This is a genomic window from Oceanisphaera sp. W20_SRM_FM3, from assembly GCF_052119705.1.
Classification (GTDB): Bacteria; Pseudomonadota; Gammaproteobacteria; order Enterobacterales; family Aeromonadaceae; genus Oceanimonas.
Window position 1 is genome coordinate 1 of the sequence record NZ_JBGQOP010000017.1, and the last position, 18,154, is coordinate 18,154.

Genomic DNA, 18,154 nt, shown 5'->3' on the forward strand with positions numbered 1-18,154 from the left:
CCGACGTGGATCGAGTGAAATCACTATGTAATCGAAGCTGGACAAAACTGATCTAATGTTTAATCCGATTGGTATTAGTGAATACAACAGCTAAAGTCAGGCTGGACGGTGTTTTGTAGTCTAGCGCTTCAGCTGCTAGTCCTGTCTCAGCGGGAATGTTTTAAACTATCCTGCTTCGCAGGACCCACAGCTAAAGCGTGGGGCTACAAGAGCGGTGCCTATCTTTGTGGTTCGCATGAACAGGCCACTTTTTTACTTAGATTGGTATTATCCTGAATACGGGACGAGCCACGCCAGGCAACCAATTCAAAAAGCCCGACTCGAAAGAGCCGGGCTTTTTTTCGTCTATAGAAAAGTGAAGCGTAAAGGGTGAAGGGGACAAGCCAAGACAAGACAGACACCGTCAGTTGTAGGCGAACGTTCACTCTCGCATTTCGCCGCAGGCGGAACCGTGTCATGGTGGGGTTTTGTGCATGAAATCCTGCATATAGCACGAATGTAGGCGATGCTTTGAGCGGCGCAATGTGGCGCAATGTGGCGCAGCCACATCTTTGCTCCGAACTTTCATATCCCATATTTTTTATATCCACAAGCCCATGCACACGGGATGGCGCGTTGCACCATTTCGCGGCTACATTCATGCACCCTGCCAATCTCGACGCTTAGCGCGGTATTTTCGCCTCACGCCTCACGTTCCCAGCTGTAGTTTCAACTCGGCGACGCCTTCTTCTAAATCTACTTTCACCTTAAAGTCGAGTTTACGGGCAAGATTGATCATGCCGCGATTGGTGGGCATGGTCATGCCGCTTAAGCTGTGTAGACCTTTAATGCGCGCGTAACGGATCATTTTTTCCATTAATAACCGACCCAGCCCCATGCCCTTGAGATCGGAGCGCACTAGGATGGCAAACTCTGCATCTTGGTTATCTGGATCCGATATGGCGCGAACTACGGCTAAAATCTGGCCCTCGGTATTAATGGCCACGAACGCCATCTCGCGGTCGTAATCAATTTGCGTCATGTGAGCCAGCTCTTCATGGCCGATCACCACATTGGCAAAGAAGCGTTTATATCTGTCTTCTTCAGAGACACTACTCACAAAATCTTTGTGAGTCGGCTCATCTTCTGGCAATACGGCGCGCATTAAGATGGTGCTGCCGTCTTTAAGTGTTGCCTGCTCTTCCCACTCAGTCGGATAAGGTCGAATGGCGAGTCGCGCTTGGCCTTCGCCCTCGAATGGCTCAAGCGCAAGACTTACATCCAGTGCGATCAACTCTTTGCCGGTCGCTAACAGCGGATGTATATCTAGATGGGTAATTTCTGGATGATTGATGATCAGGTGCGAAACTTTAGTCAGCACCCGACACACGGCTTCCATGTCTAACGATTGATGGGATCGATTGGCTCTCAGCTTGCCAGTTTTTAGGGCATGAATAACTAAGTAGCGGGCCAAGGTCATGTTTAAGGGCAATAAGGAGACGGCGGCTTGCTCTTCTCCGTCCCAATCTATGCCGCCATCGCCTAACAATATAATGGGGCCAAATACGGGATCGGAGCGCACTGCTATATGCAGCTCCTGAGATCCAGCCCGTCTGGCCATGCGCTGTACCATAAGGCCGGTAATGCGTGCCCCCGGATAGGATTGGCTAACGCGGTCAAGAATCGCATCGGCAGATTGCGCCACTTCGGCGGCGGAGCGTAGATTAAGCACTACGCCAGATACATCGGACTTATGAGTGATATCTGGCGAGCGCAGTTTGATAGCGACTGGATAACCGATTTGCTCGGCAATGTGCGCCGCTTCTGTGCTGTCGTTGGCAATCCAAGTCGGTAGTGTCTGTATGCCATAGGCGGCCATCAATCGGCTTACTTCATGGGTGTCCAGCTGATAAATATTTTGACTGAAAGCTTCTTGAATTAAGGTCTTGACGGTTTCTTTATCGCTGGGCATATCGGAAATCGACTCAGGCGTTTCCATCAATAATTTTTGGTTGCGCCGGTATTCCACTAAGTGCATAAAGGCACCGGCGGCACTTTCTGGCGTGCGATAGGTAGGAATACCGGCTTCGGTAAAGCAACGTCTAGCTTCAAAGGTGCTGGTTTCACCAGACCAGTTGGTGAGAATATTCACATGCTTGGCTTTAGGGTGACTCTGTAGCAGCTGAATGATTCCCTTGGCGACCAGCGGGCTAGAAACGGAAGCCGACGGCGCATGCATAATCAAAATGGCATCATAATCGTCACTGTCGAGCAGCACCTTTAAGCTGTCGAGATAGCGCTCTATGGGCGCGTCGCCGACGATGTCGATGGGGTTTATTTTCGACCAAGCGGCAGGCAGTATTTTATCGAGTTGCGCTTGGGTATTGTCGCTTAAAGCCGCCAGCTTGCCGCCACGGGCCACTAGGGTATCTATGGCCATAATGGCCGGCCCGCCACCATTAGTAAGGATCACTAAGCGCTCGCCGCGCAAGTTTTGGGCATGATTGAGCGTTTCTACGGCGGCAAATAAGTCGTGCGTATCGCGCACGCGCAACATGCCGGCGCGCCTAATGGCCGCATCGTAGGCGGCGTCCATACCCACATTGCCGCCCGAGTGTAAATGGCCAAGCTGGGCACCGAGTTGGGTCTTGCCGCTTTTTACTACTAGCACAGCTTTGTTGCGTGATGCAGTTCTGGCCGCCGACATAAAGCTGCGCGCGTCTTGCACCGCATCCATGTAGAGCAAAATGGAGCTGGTGTGGCGATCGCGCGCGAGGTAATCGAGCAACTGGGCAAAGTCGATATCACAGGCATCACCTAGCGAGATAAAGTGCGAGAAGCCCACGTCGTTATGGCGGGCCCAGTCGAGAATAGTTGAGCAGACGGCGGCGGATTGCGAGACGAAGGCGATGCGCCCAGGCTTGGCCGGAAACGGCGCAAAGCTCACGTTTAAGCCCAAGTGCGGCATGATAACGCCCATACTATTGGGCCCGAGCAAGCGCATCTTATGAGTGCGGGCGCTGTCTTTCATCTGTGCTAGTTGCTCAGCGGTAGTGCCAGCGGCGAGAATAATCACCGCCTTACAGCCCCTTTGCCCAAGCTGCTCGATGATCTCGGTATTTTTCGCCGCCGGCGTGCACACAATTGCCAAGTCTGGGCTGCGCGGTAGGCTGGCAATATTTGGGTAGGCCATGACGCCAGCTATGGCTTCGTACTTAGGGTTAACCGGCATAATAGGGCCGCTGAAGTTGCCTGCCAGTAGGTTTTTCATCACCAATTTGCCGGCGCCGTTATCTCGATGTGAGGCGCCGATCACGGCTATGCTGGCGGGATGAAACAAAGCATCTAGACCTTGCAGCGGCATACGCACTCCTTTATGTCGGGGGCAGAGTTATGGAAAAATGTATGGCAAAATGTACGACAGAACGATGACTTGCTGGCTGACGTTATTTAAGCATCCTCACAAGATTATAAGCCTTGGAGTTGTAGCATATAATCAGGCGCTTAGCTTTGATTGCACCTTGAAGTCGTGAGTCAAACACACATTTAAATAAAGGCCTAACAGTGCGCTTCAGTCGGGCCTTCACGCCTCGCAGCTAGCTTGCTCAAATACAGCTTTATCTTATCTTAAGCACTTTGCCATTAAGGACACCCCATGCAATTTCCTACCATAGAGGACTTCGTTGGCCACACACCATTAGTGCGTTTGCAGCGTTTGGCCAAGCACACCAATAGTCAGGTGTTAGTAAAGCTGGAGGGCAATAACCCAGCGGGCTCGGTAAAAGACAGACCGGCGCTGAACATGATCCGACAGGCAGAGGCGCGCGGCGACATTAAGCCCGGTGACACGCTGATTGAGTCCACCAGTGGCAATACCGGCATAGCGCTGGCTATGGCGGCGGCCATTAAAGGTTATCGCATGATCTTAATCATGCCGGATAACGCCACCGAAGAGCGCAAGGCATCTATGTTGGCTTACGGCGCCGAGCTGATTTTGGTTAGCAAGCAAGAAGGCATGGAAGGCGCGCGGGACTTAGCCGACAAGATGGCCGCCGACGGCAAAGGGGTGATCTTAGATCAGTTTAATAACCCAGATAACCCAGAAGCGCATTACCTAACCACGGGCCCAGAAATCTGGCAGCAAACCGAGGGTCGGCTTACGCACTTTGTCTCCAGCATGGGCACTACCGGCACCATTATGGGCGTGTCTAAGTATCTAAAGGAGCAAAGCTGCGACGTAAAAATCGTCGGCTTACAGCCCTGTGAAGGCAGCAGTATTCCAGGCATTCGCCGCTGGCCAGAGGCTTATTTACCGGGCATCTTCGAGAAAAGCCGTGTCGATCAGGTATTGGATATTAGTGAAGATGAAGCCGTGGCGACTATGCTGCGTTTGGCGCGTGAAGAAGGTATCTTCTGCGGTGTTAGCTCCGGCGGTGCCGTAGCCGGTGCGCTTAAGCTAGCCGAGCAAGTTGATAATGCCATTATCGTCGCCATTATCTGCGACCGCGGTGACCGCTATTTATCATCGGGTGTGTTTGGTTAATTGCAGTGAGGAGTGAGGCGTAAATTGTGAGGGGGAAACATCGAGTCTGAAAGGCGGGTATTTACGCCTTTCTCCTCACTCTTCACCCCTCACTCTTCACCCCTCACATCAAGTTCAAGCAGTTAGCGCTATATGGCTGTCGGTAATTTGTTGCTCGCCCACATAAACACGGCCGCCTTGGCTGCCCAGATAGAGGGTTTGGCCGCGGGTCACATTGCTTAAGTGTTGATGGGGCAGTTGGGCTTCCATCAGCGTGCCTGGCCAGTCTTTGGGCTCTAGCTCTAATTGAATTAAGCTGCCGCGGGCGTTTACGTCTGTTACCAATACCGGCAGCGGATGCTGGGCGTCGGCGGCTGCTTTTAAGCTCACCTCATGGGGGCGTAAATACCAGCTGGCTTGACCTTGTTTGTGGCTGGCGACCGGTAATTGCAGCGGATAATGGCCCACTTTAAAGCGGCTGCCGTTGATCTCGCCCTCTATCTTGTTTACTTCACCTAAAAACTCCATCACGAAGCGGTTAGCCGGCTGCTGCCAGATGGCGTCGGGTGTGCCAATTTGCTCGACCCGACCTTGGCTCATCACCACCACTTGATCGGACACATCCATGGCTTCTTCTTGATCGTGGGTCACAAATACGCTGGTGAAGTGCAGATCGTCATGCAGGCGACGTAACCAACGACGCAGCTCTTTGCGCACTTGAGCATCCAGCGCACCAAAGGGCTCATCGAGTAGCAACACACCCGGCTCTACGGCAAGAGAGCGCGCTAAGGCGACGCGCTGGCGTTGACCGCCGGAGAGCTGAGACGGGAAGCGGTCTGCCACATGAGATAACTGGATCATCTCCAGCAGATTATTTACCTTCTGTTTGATCTCATTATTCGTAGGGCGCTGACCTTTAGGCATTATGGTCAGACCAAAAGCTATGTTGTCGAACACCGTCATATGGCGAAACAGCGCATAGCTTTGAAACACGAAACCCACGTTGCGATCTCGAGCGTGTAAGTCGGTTACATCTTTGCCGTTAAAGTGGATGCGGCCGCTGTTGGCGTGCTCAAGGCCGGCAATAATGCGCAGCAAGGTGGTTTTTCCTGAGCCAGAAGGCCCTAACAAACCGACTAGCTGACCGCTGGGCAAATCCAGATTAATATCGTGCAGCACCTGAGTCTTGCCAAAGGATTTATTAATACCCTCAATATGAATGCTCATGCGATTCTACTCCTGTGCTGCGGCGCTGTGCATGCGCCATTCAAAATAAGATTTCAGTAATAAGGTGATAATGGCCATCAAGGTTAGTAATGCTGCGGCAGTAAAGGAGCCGACCGCGTTGTAATCTTGATGCAAGAGCTCAACGTGTAATGACAGGGTATTGGTTTCACCACGAATGCCGCCGGAAACTACCGATACGGCGCCAAACTCGCCCACTGCGCGGGCGTTGGTTAAGATCACGCCGTAGAGCAGCGCCCAGCGAATATTGGGTAACGTAATCTTGCGAAATAACTGCCAACCACTGGCGCCTAACAAAACGGCGGCTTCTTCTGAATCTGTACCTTGGCTGCTCATCAAGGGTACTAATTCGCGCACCATAAAGGGGCAAGTGACAAATACCGTTACCATCACTATGCCGGGCCAAGCAAACATCAGCTGCATATCGACACTGTCTAACCAGCCGCCCACCGGGCCATTCACGCCGTACATCAACAGATACAACAAGCCAGCCACCACTGGCGACACCGCAAAGGGCACGTCGATTAAGGTAAGCAGCAACTGGCGACCGCGAAAGTTAAAGCGCGTGACTAACCAAGCCAGCAGGGTGCCAAATACCAGATTAATGGGCACGGTTAAGGCGGCGATCATCAGCGTTAAGCCAATAGCGTGCAGCATGTCTGGCTCGTTTAAGTTCTCCAGCACACCACCCACACCGGCGGCAAAGGCGCCGGCGATAATGGCCAATAGTGGCACCACTAACAGCATCAGCGTCAGTACTGTGCCAATGCCGATTAAAAACCAGCGCATCCAAGGACGCGGGGTGCTTCTTGACTTACTGAAGGTTAGGCTCTGTTCCATTAGCTGTTACCTCGTACGCGGCGCATAAAGCGACTTTGAATGCCGTTAATTAAGAACAGCAGCACGAAAGAGGCCATCAAGATGACGCTGGCGATAGCACTGGCAGCGGCATAATCAAATTCTTGGAGCTTGATAAAAATCATCAAGGAAGTGACTTCGGTTTGCCAAGGCATATTGCCGGCAATAAAGATCACGGCACCAAATTCTCCCAAACTGCGGGTAAAGGACAGCGCGGTCCCGGTGATCAAAGCGGGTTTTAATTCCGGTAATACGACGCGGCTAAATGCCTGCCAAGGGCTAGCGCCCAAGGTGGCCGCCGCCTCTTCGTATTCGGGGCCTAAGTCTTCTAATACCGGCTGTACCGTGCGCACCACAAACGGTACGCTGGTAAAAACCATGGCCACCACTATGCCAATCCAGGTGTAGGAGACTTTAATCCCAAACTGAGCCAACCATTCGCCATACCAACCGTTGGTGGCAAATAGTGAGGCTAAGGTAAGGCCGGCTACCGCGGTAGGCAAGGCGAAAGGCAGGTCCATCAGACCATCCAAAATCGCCCGACCAGGAAAACGGTAGCGGGTTAAAATCCAGGCCATTAATAGGCCAAACACCATGTTGAACAAGCTAGCAGCGGCGGCGGCGCTGGCGGTCACCTTATAGGTGGTCACCACCCTGGGGTCGCTGATAATGTGCCAGTATTCTGGCCAACCAATTTGGCTGGTGTTGATGATCAGGCCAGTTAACGGCAGCAAGATAATCAAACTCACAAACAGCAGGCTAGTGCCCATGCTCAGGGTAAAGCCCGGTAATACTCGCTTCGATGAACCCAAGAGCGCCGCCATAAATTAGCGTCCTTTTGCTTGTAACTGGTCTAAAGAGCCGCCGTTGGCAAAGTGATCTTTCATGGCCTGCTCCCAGCTGCCAAACACGTCTTCTACTTTAAACAGCTTGGTGTCAGGGAATTTATCGGCAAATTCTGCGGCTACGGTTTTATCGTTTACGCGGTAGTAGTGCTTAGCCAAGATACGCTGCGCATCTGAGCTATACAGGAATTCCAGATAAGCCTTGGCTTCTTTCTCGGTCTTGTTACGTTTTACGTTTTTATCTATCCAAGTCACCGGAAACTCAGCCAATACGTCTACGGGGGGCACTATTACCTGATAACCGTCGGCGGCGTATAAGTCGCGAATGCTGTTCACTTCTGATTCAAAGGTGATCAGCACATCGCCAATGCCACGGTCAATAAAGGTAGTGGTGGCCGCACGACCGCCGGTATCAAATACCGCGACTTGGTTGATTAGCTTGCCCATGTGCTCACGAATTTTCTCTTGGTCGCCATCATACTGCTGACTAGCAGCGCCCCAAGCGGCCAGATAGGTGTAGCGGCCGTTGCCAGAGGTTTTAGGGTTTGGGAACACTAGCTTCACGTCTTCGCGAGTTAAGTCGTTCCAGTCTTTGATATTTTTCGGATTATCTTTGCGTACTAAAAACGCCATGGTAGATACATAAGGCGAGCTGTCGTTAGGCAGGCGGGCTTTCCAATCTTTGGGGATCAGTTTGCCTTTTTCATACAACACATCGACGTCGGTCACTTGGTTATAGGTCACTATGTCGGCGCGCAGGCCTTGCAAAATGGCCTGTGCTTGGCTGGATGAACCGGCGTGAGTTTGCTTAATCGTCAGCTTTTCATCGGTTTCTTTTTCCCAGTGCTCAGCAAAAATAGGGTTAATTTCGGCGAATAATTCGCGGGCTACGTCGTAGCTGCTGTTCAGTAGTTCTTTCGCCTGCAAAGGTGCGGCTGTGCTTAAGCCTGCCGTCAGTAGCAGGGTCGCAATCAGTGATTTACGCATGATGAACTCCAGAAACATGAAAGGTTAATATGGAACTATTCTAATAGATCCATAAGTGCTTTATAAGCGGTTTCATATTTCTTTTTGGTATACATCAGCAGGGGCGAGTATAATGCCCTTCGGGCAGCGGTAAGCTTGAAGCCGTAAGCGATCAGTTAAAAAAGGCATAGCCAAGCTAAGAAAAACGAAACTAGATATTTTGCAACTAAACCCGCCAAACCCACGAAAAAATTAAGCCGAGATAAGAACAAACCGAGGTCTTGTTGGTAAGGGCTAACGTAACGATGAGCGCCAAAAAGGAGTGATTCTGTAGGCGAGTCGATTTAAAAACATTCCTGATTATCCACAAAGTTCAGCTATGTTTCAGTGACTTCAGCATCAATAGATTCAATGGGTTAAAAGGTGGCCGTCTCTTCGGCGAAGAGGACTTCGCCACGGTTTTATGTTTTTATTTAAAAATTGCCAGCAAAGCTGGCCTGCCGAACAAGTTGGCAGCTACAAAAACCTAAATAAGGCAGCATACTGGCTGAGGTTCATAAGTAATCAGGAAAACATTAAATATGTACTTTTAGATGCGATCTCTATTTTTTTGCGTTCTTCTGCGGATTTCGTTACGAGAGAATCTTTGATCTTTAAGAACTTATAGCGTCCGCTCACCGCTCACAAAAAAAGGCCTGCGGATGCAGGCCTTTTGGCTGTTCTTGTTATCGTTGTCAGCGAGTTATTACGCTTGCGGCGCTACGGTCGAAATAGGCAGGGCTGGCTTGGCTATCAAAGAGCGAGTTTCTTCGATGGCTTCGGTGATAATAATCTGCACCGTTTGGCCTAGCTCATACAAGGTGACCTTGTCTAAGTAGACGCGGCCATCGTCCCAGCTGCATTCTAAGCGATCGCGATTGGCCAAGATCAGTGATGAGGGCATAAAGACGCCGGCACCGTTTTCTTGGAGGCGCAATCTCACACCACCACGGCCTACATCGACGATGTCGGCATCAAAAACCTTACCTTCGGCCACGGCTGGCTTCAGGTAACGCACGTATAGCCAGTCGGCGATATCACGCTCGGCACGACGGTGCATGCGACGCTGTTCTGATAAATGCACGGCCAGCTCGTCACTAGGTACGAAGGCTTCGTGGGCTTCTTCTGCCAAAATCGCCTTAATTAAGCGATGATTGACAATGTCGCCATATTTACGAATTGGTGAGGTCCAAGTGGCGTAAGCCGTTAAACCTAAACCAAAGTGCGGGCCTGGTACTGGGCTCATGGCGGCAAACGATTGGTAACGACGAGTGCGGCTGTCCAGATAAGAGGTTTCGCGATCATCTACCCAGCGGCGCAGGGCACAGAAACCTTCCAGCGTGCTGAGTGTTTCTGGTGCAAACGGTGACTCGTGAGCGGCAAGCAGCTCCACTAAGCCTTCCATTTTCTCGCTATCAAAACCCAAGTGCACGTTAAAAATACCCGTGCCGACGCGTGTATTCAGCCAGTTACCACAGGCCAAGTTGGCGGCTATCATCGACTCTTCAACCATCTGGTTGGCGATACGACGATAATCTACCAAGATGCCGGTGACGTTGCTGTCTGCATCGAGTGCGAAGCGAAAATCAGGGCGATCTTTAAAGATGATGGCGTGCTTAGTGCGCCAAGCGGCACGCGTGAGCGTGAACGCTTTCATCTGGCGTAATTGCTCGGCTATTACGTCATTGGCTGGCTGCCAATCACCAATTTCATCAATCCAATTCGACACATTGTCGTAGCTCAGGCGCGCATGAGAGCGCATGGTAGCCGCAAAGAACTCGGCTTTTTCGTCTACTTTACCGTCATTGTCGATAAACAAGCGCGCGCAGATTACTGGACGCTCAACGCCTTCTTTTAATGAGCACAGCTCATCAGACAAGGTGCGCGGCAGCATAGGAATATTACGGCCAGGCAAATAAGCGGTAAAGGCACGCTCGGCGGCCACTTTGTCCATCACGCTGTTATGAGGTACATAAGCGGTCGGATCGGCGATGGCGACTAATAATTCCCAGCCGTTATCGAGCTTAGTGATGTGTAATGCATCATCCATATCCAGCGTGGATTCGGCATCAATAGTGAAGAAAGGCACATCGGTAAGATCACGACGAACCAGAGTATCGGGCACTTGTTGCCAATCTTTGCTGTCTTCTGGTGCGTGTTTGGCTAATTTGTTGCGCGCCAATACTACCCACCACGGAGCGATTGGGTCGTCAACGCCGGCGATTACCTCGATAACGTTGGCGAAAAAGCCGTTACCTTTGAGTGGGTGCGAGGTCAGTTCGCCTAATACCCAATCGCCTTCTTTTAGGCTTTTTTCGTCAATGCCTTTAACGGTACGGGCTTTAATGGCTTCGTTCATCAAAGGATGGTCGGGCACCAAATTTAAACGGTCACGAAACCATTTTACGCGCGCCACAAAAGTAGTAACGCCGGCTTCGATCAAGGTTTCTGGCTCTACCAGCTCTCGCTCATTTTCGGTACGCAAGATGGCGGTGATGTGATCGCCATGCATGACTTTTTTCATGTGTGGCGGTGGAATAAAGTAGCTTTCTTTTTCGCTCACTTCTAAAAAGCCAAAGCCTTTAGAAGTGCCTTTAACCATGCCTTCTTTAACTTGAAGGTCATCACGCATTTGTTGCTTTAGCTGAGCTAATAGGGGGTTATTTTGAAACATATATAGAAACCTGTCGAAATATGCAGCTGACTATACGGATTTAGGCCTCATATGCCAAGCAGAGCTTGAGTGTCTGCATCGTGTAAGAGCAGAGTCAGAGCGGCGTGAGTCCAGCTATTTGGGGTTTTCCTCGATCATCTACGCCTGAGTCCAGCAGATAACGACAGCGGCCTAGCGCCAATGGTGCATCTGGCAACCACTGATAAGATAAATGGGCTAACTGATGCTGACCAAGGCCACTTTGTAAGCTATCGCCCAGCATAACTTCCAGCCCCAAGGCGTGGCCCTGAGCGACCAGCGTTTGGTTGTGGGCAAGGCCGCCCAACTGCGCTGGTCTAACGATCACCGCCTTAGCGAACTCCGCATTGCTCAGGTCAGCTGCTGCGGTCGAGGCAAAATCAGCATAACGGGCTAAGTCGAGGCCGACCGGTATTGAGTGCAGCCTGCTCAAGGTTTGCGCCTCAGCTAACTCGGTAGTGGGATCCAGTAGCCAGTCGATACGGCGAGTCTCGATGCGTGACCATAAATCGATGATCTGCTCACTGTGTAAACAAGCGCCTGCGTCCAGCACTAAGCGCACCTTGGGCGCCAACATGCACAGCTCGCGTATTAACCCTGCGTCGTAATGCACATCACCGGTGAGGATAAGCCAAGCCCGCTCTGGATGTATTCGCCGACAGCGCCAAGCGCGCACCAGCGGATCCCTTGAGCCTTCCAATAACGGTAAAGAGGCTATCGCGAATAAAGGCATAGTGCTTATTTTAGCCAGCGCGCAATCTAAGCCAAACTGCACCGCCGGCAATTCGGCTTCATGACGTCGGCCTTGGCGTAAGTGCTCGCAAGCTGCGGTTAAGTCCCGCAGCACAGCGGCTTCATTCTCACCAATTGGCGCCGCCACCTCACCCCAATGGCCGTCAATCTCTACATAAAAACCGTCCCGTACCGCCACAGTTGCGCCATTGATAGTGAGCGGAAAAGTTAAGGGTAATTGATAGTGATAAAGGTTAATCAGCATATTGGTATCTCTGAACAGGCCGCCCAGTTAGGGCTATTATCTTTACCTGAAATTAACATTGCCGCGATTATATGGCTAGCCGCCTAGATCTCATTAGGCATTGGTAGCGTTATTACCTTTAAAGTATTTTTAGCTGCAACATGCGGTATTTATCTGCGATTTTGTCATGTTGAACGCTGTTATCGGCTCTTTTGTCGGCAGTTAGCTGAATTATTTATAATCAATAACCGCTTTGCTTTTGTGATTTGGATCTGTTTTACTGGCCACTATCTTGTCGGAGTGCTCTATATGGGCTGAGACCACAGTAAGTGGGATCCGTTGAACCTGATCAGGCTAATACCTGCGTAAGGGAAGCAAGTGAGAATTTGGCGCATACCCTCCTCTGCCATTTTCTTATCAACACTCCTGACAAGCTTTTTCACCCAACATGGATTTAAGTGAGATTGCTATGTCAAAAATAATGTCAACGAAAGCAGCAAACCAAAAATTAACTAACGTTTCAGATCAACAACCTAAAAAAGTGAACCGCCGCGAAGTCCGCAGCCAAGCTCAAGAGTTTATCGATAACTTGAAAGGCGAACACTTTCCGAATTCTCAGCGTATTTATCTGCAAGGTTCACGCCCAGATATTCGTGTGGCGATGCGTGAAATTCATTTAGCCGATAGTTTCAAAGGCGGCAGTGAAGAAAATCCCATTCTTGAGCCTAATGACCCTATTCCTGTCTATGACACCTCAGGCCCTTATGGCGATCCAGAAGTCGAGTTAGATGTACGCCAAGGCTTGCCACAGCTGCGCCGTCAGTGGATTTTGGACCGTGACGACACCATAGAATTGGCACAAGTCAGCTCAGAATTCACTCAAGAGCGCATGGCGGATGATGGCTACGATCACTTGCGCTTCGAGCATATGCCTAAGCCCCGCAAAGCCAAGTTAGGCCAGTGTGTGACGCAAATGCACTATGCGCGAAAAGGCATTATCACGCCGGAAATGGAATACATCGCCATCCGTGAAAACATGGGCCGCGAGCGGGTGCGTGATGAAATGCTGTTAAAACAACATAAGGGCGAAAACTTTGGCGCCAACCTGCCAGAGAACATCACCCCTGAGTTTGTACGCAAAGAGGTGGCCGAAGGTCGCGCTATTATTCCGGCCAACATTAACCACGCCGAATCTGAGCCTATGATTATCGGCCGCAACTTCTTGATTAAGATCAACGCCAATATCGGTAACTCGGCGGTAACCTCGTCGATTGAAGAAGAAGTTGAGAAGTTGGTGTGGGCCACCCGCTGGGGTGCCGATAACGTGATGGACCTGTCGACGGGGCGTAATATTCACGAGACTCGCGAGTGGATCTTGCGTAACAGTCCAGTGCCAATCGGCACAGTCCCTATCTATCAGGCGTTGGAAAAAGTAAACGGCGTGGCCGAAGACTTAAACTGGGAAGTGTTCCGCGATACCTTGATTGAACAAGCCGAGCAGGGCGTGGATTACTTCACTATTCACGCCGGCGTCTTGCTGCGCTACGTGCCTATGACTGCCAAGCGCGTCACCGGTATCGTCTCCCGTGGCGGCTCTATTATGGCCAAATGGTGTTTATCCCATCATAAAGAAAGTTTTCTTTACGAGCGTTTTCGCGATATTTGTGAGATCTGTGCCGCCTATGACGTGTCCTTGTCGCTCGGTGATGGCATGCGCCCCGGCTCGATTGCTGATGCTAACGACGAAGCCCAGTTTGCCGAGTTGTATACGCTGGGCGAGCTAACTAAGATTGCTTGGGAATACGATGTGCAGGTGATGATTGAAGGCCCGGGTCACGTGCCTATGCACATGATCAAACGCAATATGGAAGAGCAGTTAGAGCATTGCCATGAGGCGCCGTTTTATACGCTTGGGCCCCTGACTACCGATATTGCCCCTGGCTATGACCACATTACCTCTGGCATAGGTGCTGCTTTAATTGGTTGGTACGGCTGCGCCATGTTGTGTTACGTCACGCCAAAAGAGCACTTAGGTCTGCCAAATAAAGAAGATGTGAAGCAGGGCTTGATCACCTATAAGATAGCCGCCCATGCGGCTGACTTAGCCAAAGGTCATCCGGGCGCCCAGATTCGTGATAACGCTTTGTCCTTGGCGCGGTTTGAATTCCGTTGGGAAGACCAGTTTAATTTAAGCTTAGATCCAATAACGGCCCGTGATTATCATGATGAGTCTTTGCCTCAAGAGTCCGGCAAGGTAGCGCACTTTTGCTCTATGTGCGGGCCTAAATTCTGCTCCATGAAGATCACCCAAGAGGTGCGTGAGTATGCGGCGGCACAAGAATCTATCGCCATTCAAATGGTCGATATCAATGGCAACCACGAAACTGTGATCGCGGGCATGGCGCAGATGTCAGAAGAATTCAAAAAGCGCGGTGGTGAGCTTTATCACCAAGTAGACAAATTGGAGAAGGAATTGCTATGACAAGACCCATAGTCTGGACCATTGCCGGTTCTGATTCGGGCGGCGGCGCTGGAATTCAGGCCGACTTGCACACCATTCATACACTGGGCGGCCACGGCTGCTCGGTTATTTCCGCCATTACCGCGCAAAACTCCGTTGCTGTGTCCATGGTTGAGCCTGTGTTAATGCAGGCTTTTACCAGCCAACTCGTGTCATTGGCCACGGATATGCAAGCGAAAGCCATCAAGATTGGTTTGTTGCCGGGGGGCTTGCGTGCCGAAGTATTGGCTCGCTACCTGCGCGAATATCGCCGCCAATGGCAACCTTATGTGGTGCTGGATCCGGTGGCGATTGCCAGTACTGGTCAGGCCATGGCGGAAGCCAGTTTATTGCCGGCCATCAAGCAGCATCTGTTAGCAGAAGTGGACTTAATTACCCCGAACGCCACCGAATTAGCAGTATTGTCGGGCATTACGCCCGACTCTGCAGCGAACGTGCGTGCGGGTGCCGCGGCACTGCTTGAAATGGGTGCTCGTGCCGTGCTGGTGAAAGGCGGCCACTTCGCTTGGGCAGGCAAGCAAGCTATCGACTTTTACACCGACGGCGCGCGTGAAATTTGGCTCGCCAGCACCAAAGTCGAGACAGTACACGGTCACGGCACAGGTTGTACTCTTTCTTCTGCTATCGCTACCGCCATTGCACTGGATTATCCGATTGAAGATGCGCTGGTATTAGCTAAAGCCTATGTCAACCAAGGCTTGAAAGGCGCCGAGGCTATAGGTGCAGGTGCCGGTCCGGTAGCGCATTTAGGCTGGCCGACAGATCTGAATGACTTCCCCACTGTGGTGATGCCAGGCTCTGCTTTGGCCGAGCAGTTAGGCATTAGTGGCCCGCATCCTAAGGGTGAGTTTGCCGCTATGGATACCCTTAAACTGGGCTTGTATCCGGTGGTCACTAGCATCACTTTGCTAGAGCAACTGCTGACCTGGGGCGTGCGCACTTTACAGCTGCGCATCAAAGATAAAACCGATGATCAGGTAGAGGCTGATATTAAGGCCGCCGTTGAGCTGGGCCAGCGTTTTAACGCGCGCCTGTTTATCAACGACTACTGGCGCTTGGCCATCAAACATGGCGCTTATGGCGTGCATTTAGGTCAAGAAGACATAGAAATCGCCGATCTTGAGGCAATTCGTGCCGCTGGCATTAAGCTAGGCTTATCGACTCACGGCTACTATGAAATGCTGCGTGCCCGTGAGCTAAAGCCGTCTTACTTGGCCTTGGGGCATATTTTCCCTACCAAGACCAAAGATATGCCCTCGCGCCCCCAAGGCTTAGAACGCTTACATCGCTATGTGGCGCTAATGGAAAAAGAGTTTCCGTTAGTGGCGATTGGTGGCATTAGCCGTGACCGTGTGCCTCTAGTGGCGGAAACCGGCATTGGCAGCATCGCCTTAGTAACGGCAATCACAGAAGCGGCCAATCCAGAAGCGGCAACCCGTGAGCTGCTGGCGCTGGTGGAGGGCTAATATGCTTAACGACGGCGAATCTGATGTCATTGAGCTTAGCGACGACGAATTTATGCGCTATAGCCGGCACTTGCTGCTGGAAGAGGTGGGCGAGCAAGGTCAGCGAGCGCTGAAGCAGGCTTCGGTATTAGTAGTTGGGCTAGGTGGTTTAGGCTCGCCGGCGGTGCAATATTTGGCCGCGGCGGGCGTGGGCACTTTATGGTTGGCTGATTTTGATCATATTGAGGTCAGCAACCTACAGCGCCAAACTTTGTATGATATGGACAGTTTAAAGCAAAGTAAGGCCGAAACTGCCCGTATCAAGCTGCACAAGCTTAATCCCGAAGTGGAAGTGATCGCCATCAATCAAAAGATGGATGAGCAAAATCTGGCCGGTTTTGTGTCCGAGGTAGATTTGGTGCTGGACTGCACCGACAATATTTTGATCCGCCAGCAACTGAATGCCGCCTGCTACGGTGCGGGAAAACCCCTGCTGGTGGGGGCTGCCATTCGTTTTGAAGGCCAATTACTGGCGCTGGATCCGAAGCGCGACCATGGCTGTTATCGTTGCCTGTATGGCACAGATATTGGCGAGCAGCTGAACTGCAGCAATTCAGGCGTAATTGGCCCAGTAGTGGGCACGATCGGCATGTTGCAGGCGCTGGAAGCCATCAAGTATTTCACCGGCACCGGGACAGTACCTTGGGGTGAGCTAAAACTGTTTGATGCCAAAAATCATAGTTGGCACGGCCTGCGGGTGCCGAAGGATCCCGCTTGTCCGGTATGTGGGCTTAAGGGAGATAAGTAATGCAAATAACACTGAACGATAAAACCATGATGCTGACCGAGGGCATTACGCTGGCCGAGTTATTGCTGGAGCTTGAGCAAAACAAGCCCGGTGTGGCGGTGGCGCTTAACCAATCTGTGGTAGCGCGCGGCCAGTGGTCCGAACAAATCTTAACTGAAAACGATAAAATTACCTTATTTCACGCCATAGCCGGAGGCTAACATGAGTCTTGTCATTGCCAATAAAACCTTTAGTTCTCGTCTTTTTACCGGAACGGGTAAATTTGCCAACCGTCAGCAGATGAAAGATGCGTTTTTTGCGGGTGGCTCAGAGATGGTCACCATGGCAATGAAGCGCGTCGATCTGGTCAATCACAGCGACGATATTTTACCGCCACTACTTGAGCTGGGCGTACATTTACTGCCTAACACCGCTGGGGCGCATACGGTAGAAGAGGCGCTATTTGCCGCGCGTCTGGCTCGTGAAGCGCTGGGTACTAACTGGGTCAAACTAGAAGTGCACCCAGATCCTAAGTATTTGCTGCCTGACCCAATCGAAACGCTTAAAGCGGCCGAAATCTTGGTCAAAGAAGGCTTTATCGTGCTGCCTTATTGCAGTGCAGATCCGTTATTGTGCAAGCGCTTAGAAGAAGCAGGTTGTGCCGCCGTTATGCCATTAGGTGCCCCCATTGGCACCAATAAAGGCCTAGTGACCCATGATTTTCTGCAAATTATTATCGAGCAGGCCAATATTCCCGTGATCGTAGATGCAGGAATTGGCGCGCCTAGCCATGCGGCTTACGCCATGGAATTGGGTGCTGATGCCGTGTTGGTAAATACTGCCATCGCGACCGCACGTGACCCTATTGCCATGGCGCGGGCCTTTAAACTGGCGGTTGAGTCTGGTCGTCACGCTTATTTAGCCGGTTTGCCAAGCAAGAGCCAATATGCACAGGCGACTAGCCCGCTGACTAATTTTGCTAATAAATAGACCCTTCGGGCAGCGCTAAGCCTTAAGCTGTTAGAACTAAAACCGCTAGCACTAAAGTCGTAAAGGGTGACGGCGCTATATCAACCCTGAATTTAAAAAAATAGTTATAAAAAACCTGCTGCGGCAGGTTTTTTTATATCTAAATTTTGCGCCTGGTCAGGCTTAGACGCAGCATTCTCGATGACGAACGGTAAATATGGTGTGCTTGGTAGGCAGTGGTAACATAAACACTTAAGCTAAACTGATTACCAATAAAGCTCAGCCATGTTTCAGTAAACTAATCACCAAT

General features: G+C 51.2%; 13 protein-coding genes and 1 riboswitch. Of the genes, 6 read left to right on the plus strand and 7 right to left on the minus strand.

Features of this window, described 5'->3' with window-relative positions; genetic code table 11:
* Positions 1–688: 688 nt before the first annotated feature.
* Positions 689–3,343, minus strand: coding sequence for a bifunctional acetate--CoA ligase family protein/GNAT family N-acetyltransferase (locus ACEN2G_RS10020; protein ID WP_442021352.1), 2,655 nt, complete (start codon positions 3,341–3,343; stop codon positions 689–691).
* A 291-nt stretch (positions 3,344–3,634) separates the two neighbouring features.
* Between ACEN2G_RS10020 and cysM the strand changes: the two genes are divergently transcribed.
* On the plus strand, positions 3,635–4,522 hold the full coding sequence (gene cysM, locus ACEN2G_RS10025; protein ID WP_442021353.1) for a cysteine synthase CysM: 888 nt from the start codon (positions 3,635–3,637) through the stop codon (positions 4,520–4,522).
* 114 nt (positions 4,523–4,636) lie between these two features.
* Here cysM and cysA read toward each other — a convergent pair whose 3' ends face one another.
* The 6 genes from cysA to ACEN2G_RS10055 all read right to left on the minus strand — a co-directional run bounded on the left by cysA (position 4,637) and on the right by ACEN2G_RS10055 (position 12,143).
* Positions 4,637–5,728, minus strand: a complete 1,092-nt coding sequence (cysA, locus tag ACEN2G_RS10030; protein WP_442021354.1) for a sulfate/thiosulfate ABC transporter ATP-binding protein CysA — start codon at positions 5,726–5,728, stop codon at positions 4,637–4,639.
* A gap of 6 nt (positions 5,729–5,734) precedes the next feature.
* Positions 5,735–6,586 (minus strand): sulfate/thiosulfate ABC transporter permease CysW, encoded by an 852-nt coding sequence (gene cysW / locus ACEN2G_RS10035; RefSeq protein ID WP_442021355.1) that lies wholly within the window; start codon positions 6,584–6,586, stop codon positions 5,735–5,737.
* The gene (gene cysT / locus ACEN2G_RS10040) at positions 6,586–7,428 is read right to left on the minus strand and encodes a sulfate/thiosulfate ABC transporter permease CysT (RefSeq protein ID WP_442021356.1); all 843 of its coding nucleotides are present in this window, start codon (positions 7,426–7,428) and stop codon (positions 6,586–6,588) included. Before cysT ends, cysW begins: the two co-directional genes overlap by 1 nt.
* Before the next feature lie 3 nt (positions 7,429–7,431).
* A complete protein-coding gene (cysP, locus tag ACEN2G_RS10045; protein ID WP_442021357.1) occupies positions 7,432–8,436 on the minus strand; it encodes a thiosulfate ABC transporter substrate-binding protein CysP in 1,005 nt (334 codons plus the stop codon).
* 724 nt (positions 8,437–9,160) lie between these two features.
* Positions 9,161–11,128, minus strand: coding sequence for an exoribonuclease II (locus ACEN2G_RS10050; protein WP_442021358.1), 1,968 nt, complete (start codon positions 11,126–11,128; stop codon positions 9,161–9,163).
* Positions 11,129–11,222: 94 nt separating this feature from the next.
* Positions 11,223–12,143, minus strand: a complete 921-nt coding sequence (locus tag ACEN2G_RS10055) for an o-succinylbenzoic acid (OSB) synthetase (RefSeq protein ID WP_442021359.1) — start codon at positions 12,141–12,143, stop codon at positions 11,223–11,225.
* A gap of 265 nt (positions 12,144–12,408) precedes the next feature.
* A riboswitch (TPP riboswitch) is annotated at positions 12,409–12,513 on the plus strand.
* Between the two features lie 90 nt (positions 12,514–12,603).
* Here ACEN2G_RS10055 and thiC point away from each other — a divergent pair.
* Genes thiC through ACEN2G_RS10080 form a run of 5 tightly spaced genes read left to right on the plus strand, consistent with a single transcriptional unit; the run spans position 12,604 to position 17,865 of the window.
* Positions 12,604–14,604, plus strand: a complete 2,001-nt coding sequence (gene thiC, locus ACEN2G_RS10060) for a phosphomethylpyrimidine synthase ThiC (protein ID WP_442021405.1) — start codon at positions 12,604–12,606, stop codon at positions 14,602–14,604.
* On the plus strand, positions 14,601–16,109 hold the full coding sequence (thiE, locus tag ACEN2G_RS10065) for a thiamine phosphate synthase (protein ID WP_442021360.1): 1,509 nt from the start codon (positions 14,601–14,603) through the stop codon (positions 16,107–16,109). Before thiC ends, thiE begins: the two co-directional genes overlap by 4 nt.
* A 1-nt stretch (position 16,110) precedes the next feature.
* On the plus strand, positions 16,111–16,896 hold the full coding sequence (locus ACEN2G_RS10070) for a HesA/MoeB/ThiF family protein (RefSeq protein WP_442021361.1): 786 nt from the start codon (positions 16,111–16,113) through the stop codon (positions 16,894–16,896).
* Entirely contained in the window at positions 16,896–17,096 is a 201-nt protein-coding gene (gene thiS / locus ACEN2G_RS10075; protein WP_442021362.1) for a sulfur carrier protein ThiS, read from the plus strand. Before ACEN2G_RS10070 ends, thiS begins: the two co-directional genes overlap by 1 nt.
* Before the next feature lies 1 nt (position 17,097).
* Positions 17,098–17,865, plus strand: a complete 768-nt coding sequence (locus ACEN2G_RS10080) for a thiazole synthase (RefSeq protein ID WP_442021363.1) — start codon at positions 17,098–17,100, stop codon at positions 17,863–17,865.
* The last annotated feature ends 289 nt before the right edge of the window (positions 17,866–18,154 follow it).

Bases quoted from the DNA above. Each gene is read 5' to 3' on its own strand.
- ACEN2G_RS10050 (WP_442021358.1), bottom strand. From the start codon at position 11,128: ATGTTTCAAAATAACCCCCTATTAGCTCAGCTAAAGCAACAAATGCGT.
- ACEN2G_RS10080 (WP_442021363.1), top strand. From the start codon at position 17,098: ATGAGTCTTGTCATTGCCAATAAAACCTTTAGTTCTCGTCTTTTTACC.
- cysP (WP_442021357.1), bottom strand. From the start codon at position 8,436: ATGCGTAAATCACTGATTGCGACCCTGCTACTGACGGCAGGCTTAAGC.
- ACEN2G_RS10020 (WP_442021352.1), bottom strand. From the start codon at position 3,343: ATGCCGCTGCAAGGTCTAGATGCTTTGTTTCATCCCGCCAGCATAGCC.
- ACEN2G_RS10070 (WP_442021361.1), top strand. From the start codon at position 16,111: ATGCTTAACGACGGCGAATCTGATGTCATTGAGCTTAGCGACGACGAA.
- cysT (WP_442021356.1), bottom strand. From the start codon at position 7,428: ATGGCGGCGCTCTTGGGTTCATCGAAGCGAGTATTACCGGGCTTTACC.
- cysM (WP_442021353.1), top strand. From the start codon at position 3,635: ATGCAATTTCCTACCATAGAGGACTTCGTTGGCCACACACCATTAGTG.
- thiC (WP_442021405.1), top strand. From the start codon at position 12,604: ATGTCAACGAAAGCAGCAAACCAAAAATTAACTAACGTTTCAGATCAA.
- cysW (WP_442021355.1), bottom strand. From the start codon at position 6,586: ATGGAACAGAGCCTAACCTTCAGTAAGTCAAGAAGCACCCCGCGTCCT.
- cysA (WP_442021354.1), bottom strand. From the start codon at position 5,728: ATGAGCATTCATATTGAGGGTATTAATAAATCCTTTGGCAAGACTCAG.
- thiE (WP_442021360.1), top strand. From the start codon at position 14,601: ATGACAAGACCCATAGTCTGGACCATTGCCGGTTCTGATTCGGGCGGC.
- thiS (WP_442021362.1), top strand. From the start codon at position 16,896: ATGCAAATAACACTGAACGATAAAACCATGATGCTGACCGAGGGCATT.
- ACEN2G_RS10055 (WP_442021359.1), bottom strand. From the start codon at position 12,143: ATGCTGATTAACCTTTATCACTATCAATTACCCTTAACTTTTCCGCTC.